The 8934-nt window shown below is 66.0% G+C and carries 10 protein-coding genes; 6 read left to right on the top strand and 4 right to left on the bottom strand.

Annotation, left to right across the window (positions count from 1 at the left end):
- The first annotated feature begins 194 nt into the window (after positions 1 to 194).
- The 6 genes from ASC60_RS38135 (at position 195) to ASC60_RS38115 (ending at position 5143) form a co-directional block, all read left to right on the top strand.
- Positions 195 to 962 carry a creatininase family protein gene (locus ASC60_RS38135; protein ID WP_055558317.1) on the top strand — a complete coding sequence of 256 codons (768 nt, stop codon included), beginning with the start codon at positions 195 to 197 and terminating at the stop codon, positions 960 to 962.
- Between the two features lie 68 nt (positions 963 to 1030).
- Positions 1031 to 1579, top strand: coding sequence for a TetR/AcrR family transcriptional regulator (locus tag ASC60_RS38130; protein WP_199831180.1), 549 nt, complete (start codon positions 1031 to 1033; stop codon positions 1577 to 1579).
- Positions 1580 to 1905: 326 nt separating this feature from the next.
- Positions 1906 to 2202 carry an AMP-binding protein gene (locus ASC60_RS43865; protein WP_159043415.1) on the top strand — a complete coding sequence of 99 codons (297 nt, stop codon included), beginning with the start codon at positions 1906 to 1908 and terminating at the stop codon, positions 2200 to 2202.
- Positions 2203 to 2221: 19 nt separating this feature from the next.
- A complete protein-coding gene (locus ASC60_RS43860) occupies positions 2222 to 2764 on the top strand; it encodes an AMP-binding protein (protein WP_055558315.1) in 543 nt (180 codons plus the stop codon).
- Positions 2765 to 2888: 124 nt separating this feature from the next.
- Entirely contained in the window at positions 2889 to 3413 is a 525-nt protein-coding gene (locus ASC60_RS40450; RefSeq protein WP_079038914.1) for an AMP-binding protein, read from the top strand.
- A 431-nt stretch (positions 3414 to 3844) separates the two neighbouring features.
- On the top strand, positions 3845 to 5143 hold the full coding sequence (locus ASC60_RS38115) for an MFS transporter (RefSeq protein ID WP_055558314.1): 1299 nt from the start codon (positions 3845 to 3847) through the stop codon (positions 5141 to 5143).
- Positions 5144 to 5236: 93 nt separating this feature from the next.
- Here ASC60_RS38115 and ASC60_RS38110 read toward each other — a convergent pair whose 3' ends face one another.
- From ASC60_RS38110 to ASC60_RS41965, 4 genes are all read right to left on the bottom strand, one after another.
- Positions 5237 to 6895, bottom strand: coding sequence for a transporter (locus ASC60_RS38110; RefSeq protein ID WP_234357329.1), 1659 nt, complete (start codon positions 6893 to 6895; stop codon positions 5237 to 5239).
- Between the two features lie 580 nt (positions 6896 to 7475).
- Entirely contained in the window at positions 7476 to 7814 is a 339-nt protein-coding gene (locus ASC60_RS38100; RefSeq protein WP_234357328.1) for a VOC family protein, read from the bottom strand.
- A gap of 138 nt (positions 7815 to 7952) precedes the next feature.
- Positions 7953 to 8453 (bottom strand): flavin reductase family protein, encoded by a 501-nt coding sequence (locus ASC60_RS38095; protein WP_055558310.1) that lies wholly within the window; start codon positions 8451 to 8453, stop codon positions 7953 to 7955.
- A complete protein-coding gene (locus ASC60_RS41965) occupies positions 8446 to 8616 on the bottom strand; it encodes a hypothetical protein (protein ID WP_159043414.1) in 171 nt (56 codons plus the stop codon). The genes ASC60_RS38095 and ASC60_RS41965 overlap by 8 nt, the downstream gene beginning before the upstream one ends.
- Positions 8617 to 8934 lie beyond the last annotated feature (318 nt).

Raw genomic sequence — 8934 nt, 5'->3', positions numbered from 1 at the left:
GCCGACCCTTCCGTCGAATGTTAGTGAGCGATAACGTAGGACGTGGCTCAGCCCAGGTCAAGGCCACGAGGGATGGTGAAGGTGTTAATTATGATTAACGTGTGTAAGCCTCGACTGCGAGCCTCTCCCCATCCGCCGAGTAGTGACGCATCCGCGAGGTACTGGCCGAGCAGGCACAGGAGGAGTGACCACACATGAGCGAGTTGCGGATTGAGCGTTTGACCTCGCCTGACATCGCGAGTGCCATCGCGAGCGGTATGCGTACGGCGGTCTTGCCGCTGGGCGCCACGGAGCAGCACGGTGCGCACCTGCCGATGTCGGTCGACAGCGACCACGCCGATCGACTGGGTGTTCTTGTCGCCGAGCGGCTTGGCGACGCGCTCGTGCTACCGACGGTGCGGATCGGCTGCTCGTCGCACCACCTCGGCTTCGCCGGAACGCTCTCGCTGCGGGCCGAGACGCTCGAAGCGATCTGCGCCGACTGCTGTGCGAGCCTTGCCGGGCACGGCTTCCGCAGGGTGCTGATCTTCTCAGCGCATATCGGCAACTACCCGGTGCTCGGTGACATCGAGCCGAAGCTCGCCGCGCGGCTTCCCTCCGACCTGGATGTCATCGCGTTCGCAGACTCGGCAGCGGTCCTCCGCGCATGGCGCGACGCCGCTCAACGCGTCGCCGGCCTCGCCGACCACGTCGGAGGCCATGCCGATGTCGCCGAAAGTTCGATCATGCTGGCCGTGCGGCCGGACGCGGTGAGGAACGATCGCGCCGCCGCAGGTTTCACCGGGGCCATGGATGACGCGTTGCTGGCCCGCGTATTCACTGACGGTGTCAAGGCGGTCGCACCCAGCGGGGTGCTCGGTGATCCGCGCGGCATGTCGTCCGAGCTGGGCTTCGCCTGTCTGACCGCGGTGGCCGACCTGCTCGCGGAACACGCAAGGGCACGTTATCGGCCGCTCACCTAGACTAGACTCTGCGTGTGTCGAGTTCACCTACCCCCCGTACCGCGTCTCCCCGCGCCACCCGCCGACAGGTGCTGATCAAGGTCGCCGGAGAGTTGTTCAACGAGCGTGCCTTCGATGCGGTCACCACTGAGATGATCGGCGCGCGTGCCGGTGTGACCGGCCCCGCGCTCTACCGGCACTTCCCGAGTAAGCAGGCGTTGCTGATCGCGGTGCTCGAGGATCCGCTCAACGAACTGCTGGTTCATGCCCGCAAGACGGCAGCCGAGGTGACGGATCCCCGCAAGGCACTCGAGGAGATGATCGATTACCACGTCAGACGCAGTCTCCAGAACGTTCCGTCCACGCTGGTGTTCCTGAAGAACGAACACAACGTCCCGGAAGACGAGCGCCATCGCATGCGGCGCATGATGCGCCTCTACGCCGAAGAGTGGAGCGGACTGGTCACCCGGCTGCGGCCCGACCTGTCAGACGCGCAGACCCGCGTTCTCACACACGCCGTCTTCTCGATGATCAACGCGGTGCCCCAGTTCAACAGCGGCCTCGATCCCGACATCGTCGCGACGACCATCCGCACCGCCGCGATCAACGCGCTGCTCGTCCCCGCGGACGCGATCTGACCGGAGTGGGGGTATTCAAGGCGCGGCTCGTAGCCGCTGACCTGATCCGGGGTTGGTGACCGTGAGGCGACCCGGCGCTTCGGGATGACCCGGATGTCGGGGACGAGCCGGTGATGTGGTGCCGCGGTGATTTCCTCCACCTCGGGCAGGGTGTTACATGAAACGTATCGAGCCCTGCTCGTCAGCTCTGGTGGATCCGCGGAGAGGCCGCGCGATGGATCTGATGAATTTTGAACCGATCCGGACGCGTCCGCAGCTGTTGCTTGATCGTGCGCCCTCCGAGCCCGACATTGTCGCGCTGCGCCACTGGCGCGATGGGGTTGTGCATGCGAGCGATCACGTGGCGGACGTACCGAGATCGAGTACGCGAGATCGCGCTCGGCCTTGTCGACCACGGTGTGCGGCACGGCGATCGCGTCGCGGTGATGAGCAGCGCACGCCCCGAATGGGCCTTCGTCGCACTGGCCGTGCAGAGTGTCGGCGGCGTGGTGGTGGGCGTCTACTCCACTAACTCGCCCGCCGAGATCGAGCAGATCCTGGCGCACAGCGAGGCAGTGGCCTTTATGGGCGAGACAGCTACGGAGCTCGACAAGGTGGCGGAGATCGCGGCCCGCACACCTTAAGCTGCGGCTCGTCGTCGGCATGGACACCGCCCCGTCGGCGCTGCCTGGGGCAATCACCGGGACAACGTGGGAGGAGCTGCGCACGGAGGGAGCGCGGCATCCGAGCGTCGTATCCGGCCGTCTGGTCGAGATGGTCGCTGCCACGACACTCGACGACCCCGTCGTTCTCTTCTGCACGTCGGGATCCACAGGAGCTCCGAAAGGCGTCACACACTCGCACCGTACGCTTCAGCACTCGGTCCAGGCCGTCGTCGGCCTCTATCCGGAGCTCGACAGCCGCGAGCTGGACATCGTCGGTTTCCTGCCGCTGGCCCACGTGGCGCCGGCGCTGCTGCTGATCTTCACTCCGCTGCTCTCACGTCTCGTGGTGACGTACTGCCGCATCGAGGACTACGAGGACGCGTTGCGCACCGTGCGACCGACGGCGCTGCTGTGGCCCCCGCGCTTCTACGAGAAGGTCGCCGGCGAGCTGATCGCACGAACGCAGGCCTGGCCCCGGGCGCGCCAGTACGCCTACAAAGGCGCGATGTGGGTCGGTCGCCGAATGGCCGAGCGCCGTTGATCCAGAGGTCATCCCTCGGTATCGCTGCGGCTCGCATACACCGCAGTGCTTCACCGTGTCTTCCTGCCGTTGCGGGCAAGCGTCGGATTGGACCGCCTGCGCGTCGCTTTCACCCTCTGCCGCGATGCCCGAGAACGTCATCTCGCTGTGGCAGATCTGGGGGCTGGATCTCCGCGAATGCTATGGCCTCACCGAAACAGTCGGCTGCCCCGTTGCTCATTTCGGCCAGACGTTTCCGCGCCCGGGATATATTGGTCGAAAATTCCCGGACCCACGCTTCCAGGTCGAGGTCGCGCATGATGGTGAAATGCTGGTCCGCGCACCACTGTTGTTTCGCGAATACTGGCGCAACCCCAAGGAGACAGCTGCCGTCCTGCAGGACGGTTGGTTCCGTACCGGCGACCTGATCGAGCGTACCGCGCACGGTGAGATCCGCCTCATCGGTCGGAAGAAGGACGTGATCATCGCCAGCGGCGGCAAGTACAGGCACGACGGCCACAGATCCTCTCCGGCTTCAGCCCCTGGCCCGAGCAGTTCGTTTCCCCGGACTGCTTCGCGGCTTGAGCCGTTCGGCAATGCTGACGTAATTCCATTCTTGTGCGCCACTCCCAGACCATGTCTCTTCTGCATCCATACTTGTGGAATTTGAATTAGTCCAGTCGTATCTGTGCATTGCGCGTCTGTGTACGACGGGTCAGAGTCAGCACATGCGAAGTGCATCGAGTGTGTGCGTACGCAGTTCCTGCTGACCCACGAGGTATGGCATGCGATCGGCGGCGCTCCATCGATGCGCCCCATCATCCGATGGCCATCCCGCAGTCGTCGAATCAGCAGTCACCGACGAGGTGGACCCTGACGGCTGCGCCGCTCGAATCCAGAGAGATCGGGGCTTCAGCCCCCTGAGGCAGCACCGGGCACCCGCGACTGTCACCTCGCCACAGCGCCTCGGAGCCCGACCCGACGGAAGGGTCCGACCAGGACCCACCCCCTGATCGCGCCGAGCAACGTGACGGCGTCGACCTCGCGCGACGAGGGCGGCCGAACGGCGCGCCTCCCATCCTGGTGTGACAAGGAGAGTCAATGACGACGGCACAACATTCCGAAAAGACGATCAGCTTGAGGTCCGCCCGGCGCGCGTCGCTGGCGGGCGGCGTCGGGACACTGATCGAGTACTACGACTTCAGTGTCTATGGGTTTCTGACGCTCACCATCGGACCGTTGTTCTTCCCCAGCGACAATCCGACGGTCTCAACCCTGTCCGCGCTCGCGGTGTTCGCGTCGTCCTACATCATCCGTCCGCTCGGTGGCTGGTTCTTCAGTCGCCTCGGCGACCGCCGCGGCCGCCGGACAGCCCTCGTCGCGACGATCGTGATGATGGGCGCGGCGTGCGGCGTGATGGGCCTGCTGCCCACCTATGGACAGGTCGGAGTCGCCGGGACGATCGCCATCGTCGTTGTGCGACTCGCCCAGGGGTTCGCTGCCGGTGGTGAGATCGGTGGCGCTGCCACCTACATCGCCGAACTGGCGCCGCCCGGCAAGCGGGGCTTCTACGGATCGACGGTTTCCATGGGGTCCACTCTCGGGTTCGCCGTGGCCGCCGCCGTCGTAGGGGTGGTCCGGCTGCTGGTTCCGGCCGACCAGATGGCAACGTGGGGCTGGCGGATTCCGTTCCTCCTCTCGCTGGTCCTCACTGTGGTGTGTCTGCGGGCTCGCCTGCGGGTCGAGGAGTCGCCGCAATTCCAAGAGCTGAAGGAGAAGGCCGCGATCGTGCGCAGCCCGATGCTGGCCGCTCTGCGGAGCCACCCGCTGTCGGTCGCCCGCGTGGCGGGCCTGGCCATCGCGTTCAACGGCACCGGCTACTTCGGCGTCGCCTACTTCGCCATCTTCCTGCAGGAGGAAGGATTCTCCGCCACCGGCGTCGCCTGGACATCGGCGTTGTGCATCGCCCTGGCCACCTTCACCTACCCATGGGCGGGCAAGTTGACGGATCGCTACGACCGCAAGCCCATCCTGCTGGCGTCCTACATCATCTTCGCCGTCATCGCCTGGCCGGTCTTCGCGCTCCTCATCGCGGCAACCAACCTCTGGGCCGTCGGGGCCGTCTATCTGGTCTTCATGTTCTTCACCGGGTGGGCGCAGGTGCCTACGTGGCCGTTGGCCACCGAGCTGTTTCCGGCAAGCGTGCGCTACTCAGGTATCGCGATCGGCTACAACCTGGGCGTGATCATCGGCGGCATCACGCCACTCGTCGCCGCTGCCCTCGTGGCCGGCACCGGAAGCAGAACCAGCCCCGTCTACTGGATCCTCGCCGTAACGCTCATCGGAGTGATCACCGTCGCGCGACTGCCGAAGACCGCGTTGAAGCCGCTACCCGCCTGAGCGGACGGCCAGATCCACGATCTCCTGCACCCGCGCGGAAGCCGCCCGGGTGCAGGAGATCGTCGAGCCTGCGGATACCACGACCGCGGCGAATCAGCCCGCATGCCGACCGCGTGCTGTCCGCGGGCGGGCTGTGCTCCTCCGCCCGACGTCCTTTCCCGTCGTACGCACCGCACCGGCGACCGGTTGAGAACTCTCTGGTGAGGTGAGGCTGCCGATCCACCCGAGGAAGAATGCCGCCGGCACGGACACCATGCCCGCGTTGTAGTACGGATACCAGTTGAGACTCAACTCCGGCCACAGTGAGTTCTCGGTACCGGTGACGACGGGTGAGGAGGCCGTGAGCACGAGGGACAGCAGCAGTCCCCCGTAGACGGACCAGAGAAGCCCCCGGCGATTGAACTTGGGCCAGAAGAAAGTGTAGGTCAGCGCCGGGAACACACTCGAGGCGGCAACGCAGAGAGCGAAGATGACCAGGGACTCGACCGGGTACCGGCTGATGGCTGTGGACAGCGACAGGCTCACGGCGACCAGGACGACGAGGGTCAGACGCAGTACTCGCGCTTCTCCGGTTCGGGTGCGCGGGCCCTTGCCCTGAGGGAACACATCACGCGCGAAGGTGACAGCGGCAGCGAAGGCCACACTTGACACGGTCGTGAGCGCGGTGAGGAAGGCCACGGACGCCATGGCCGTGATGAGCGCGACGCGCGCCACTGAGCCGTGCGGGAGTACTTCCGAAGCCAGCAGAATCGGGGACCCCTGCCCAACGTCGTCAACCGCTCGGATGACGTCGCCTCCCACCACGGCCGCGGCCGCGAAGCCCGCCGCGCTCAGGAGGACGACAAAGGCTGCACCCAGTCCCGAGGCAATGCTCATGGACCGGCGTGCCGAGCGCCCGGTGCGGGAGGCGCTCACCCGCAGGATCAGGTTCGGTAGCACGGCCGTACCGAGGATGACGACGATGTGTTCGCCGATCGCGTTGAGCGATCCGAGGTTCGCGATGCGCGGCCAGAGTCCGGGGCTCAGATATCCACTCGGCGACACGCTCTTCTCCGCCGCCGCGGAGAGCAGATACCCCGGGTTCCACTCGAATCTGCTGAGGGCCAGCAGCGTGATCAGCGAAAGCGTGATCAGGGTGACGACCACCTTGACGACCTGCATGAAACTGGTGCCTCGCAGATCTGCCACGACGGCGAAGAAGCCGACGAGAAGCCCCATCAGCACCGTGCAGACCACTTGGGTTCCATGGTTCGACCGGCCGATCAGGAGGGCCACGCTGACGCCGGTGGCCCGCAGTTGGACCATGAGAAGGGGAATGGCGATCGCGAGTGTCACCAGAGCCGCGGCAGTCCGCGACGCGCGCCCCGCGGCACGCAGGGAGAAGAGGTCACCGAGCGTATAAAGCCCGCTGTCGCGTATTTTTTGCGCAAGGAGCAGCAGTACACCGAGGGCGAGCATGAGGTCGATGGCGATGCTGAATCCGTCGTAGCCGTACAGAGCGATGAACCCGGACATCACCAGCAGGGTGACGACCGTGATCTGCTCGCCCGCCATGGCGAATCCGTTGAAGACCGGAGAGAGTGACCGATCCGCGAGGTAGAGCCTCTCCGGCTCGTGTTCCTGACTCGAGGCAAGCGTGAAAAGCCACAGCAGAGACAGCCCGATGAAGACCAGGAAGGCGACGATCACGGGGCCTCTGGCGTCTGAACCGATCGGGTCGAGTACACCTGCTCCCACGATGTGCACGGTCACCGCTTCACCGCCAGGGATCATCGAAGGGGGGCGCACCCGGCGCCTCGGCCTGGGGTACGCCGGAGGTCCGGGGCCGCTCGACGGGATCGCAGGCTGTGCATCGCGTCTCGTACACCCACACGGTGGCGACGAAGAGGCCGCATTGCAGGATGCCCCAGACGAGGCCGAGGGTGATGTGCCCGTACACATGAACTGCGGGAAGGGCGGTCAGCAAGGACAGCGCGATGCCGACGGCAAAAGGGACGGCGTTGGCGGCGACGAACGCACGCCGGGCACGACGCGTGCTTCCGCGGAGACCTTCACCGTGTCGCGGTCGGAGGGTGTCGAGCGATGGGTCCGGTGCCGGTGGGTGATCCGGTGAGGGCGAGGAGAAGGCGGGGCGCACGGAATCCTTCCGGGCTTCGAGGGCGGGTGACTCGGCCGACGCGTTTTGGTGCCTCGGACACGCGGCTTGTTCCGGCGCGCGAAAGGCTGAGGATCTGGCCGACGGCCGGGAGGGACACGAACAGGAATCTCATGGGCATCAGACGGCGTCTCGGTCCGGCACACGGCGGAGGCCGACCCGCTACCGGACCGACCGCTACCGCGGCCCGTAGATCACTACGGTGTTGCCCCATGGGTCCCGGGCCACGGCCCGGACCTCGTGCGGGCCCTGCTCGGCCTCCCGGACCACGGATCCGCCGCCTTGTACGAGGGCGGTGAGCGCCGAGGCCACGTCGGGGACCTTGAACGATGCCGCGGGCACCCCACCGGTGACGTCCTCGGCCGGGCCGGTCAGGGCCAACGTGGTGCTGCCGGCGTCGAGGGCGGCGTAGCGGTCGCCATCGACGAACTTCGTCGCCAGGCCAAAGGTGTCGGCGTAGAAGCGCACGGCGGCGTCGATGTCGGCCACCGGGTGCAGCACGTTTCCGATCTTCACGAGGTCGACCTCCACGGAATCACTCACCGGACGGCCCCGCAGTACGGCCCGAGCGGAGGGTTCCACCACACCGCGCGCCGCGCGTGGATGAACCACTCGTGCGATCCACCGGAGCTGACGAGCCGGGTCCGATGTCAGTCATGTGACGCTCTGCCCGAGGTGGAGGAAATCACCGCGGTACCACATCACCGGATTGCCGCTGCCAGCGCGCGCGTCGTGCACACGACCGATGAGAATGACGTGATCTCCGCCGGGGATGGCTTGCTCCAGCTCGCAGCGGATGACCGCCGCGGCGTCGGGCAGTATCGGGTGCCCGCCCTCGTCGTACTCGAAGCTTCCGTGTGCGAACTTGTCCTCGCCCTTCGTGGCGAACCTCATGGCCAACTTCGCATGCGCGGGCGTCACGATGTTCACGACGAACCGCTCAGCCGCTATGAAAGCTGGGAAGCAGTCCGCTCCTTGGTCCAGGCACACCAGAACAAGTGGTGGATCGAGCGACAGCGACGCGAAGGAACTCGCGGTGAACCCATGCGGGGTGCCCCCGGCACTTCGGGTCGTCACGATCGTCACGCCGGCAGGGAATTGGGCCAACGCCGAACGGAAGGCAGCGGCGTCCAGCCCCTGGACTTGATCAGCCATTCCACACCTCGCGGACAGCTCGGACTGCGGGGTCGTGGTAGCCGCCGAAGGCATTCACGTCGACGTGCGCCGCGAGTGGCGCCTCCTCGACCGGCCCTCGGTAACGGTGCTCACGTGCGAGCCCGGTCGGGATGTCCCCCTCAGTCATGACGATGACGTCCATGTCGATCCTCCCTCGAATGTTATTGACGAATAACATATGACGTGGCTTGGGCGCGGTCAAGTCCCCGGATGGAGAGGTGAATTCGTTAGTGCGCAGTAACGAAGCGGGAGTCGCGTCAGTCCGCGGCCGCCTGTGCGGCCCTGTGTGGCTGTCGGTCGCGATGTGGCCGGGGCGGCTCTGGTCGCGGCCCCTCCCGTGCGTGCCCGGTCAACCCCTGTTGTTATCACAAAGTAACGCCCGTCGCTCTTCCTGGGGCCTTGACCTGGGCTGAGCCACGTCCTACGTTATCGCTCACTAACATTCGACGGAAGGGTCGGT

This window comes from Streptomyces sp. NBRC 110028 (assembly GCF_001417735.1).
Classification (GTDB): Bacteria; Actinomycetota; Actinomycetes; order Streptomycetales; family Streptomycetaceae; genus Streptomyces.
The sequence above is the reverse complement of the archived record's forward strand: the minus strand, read 5'-3'. Positions and strand labels throughout refer to the sequence as shown.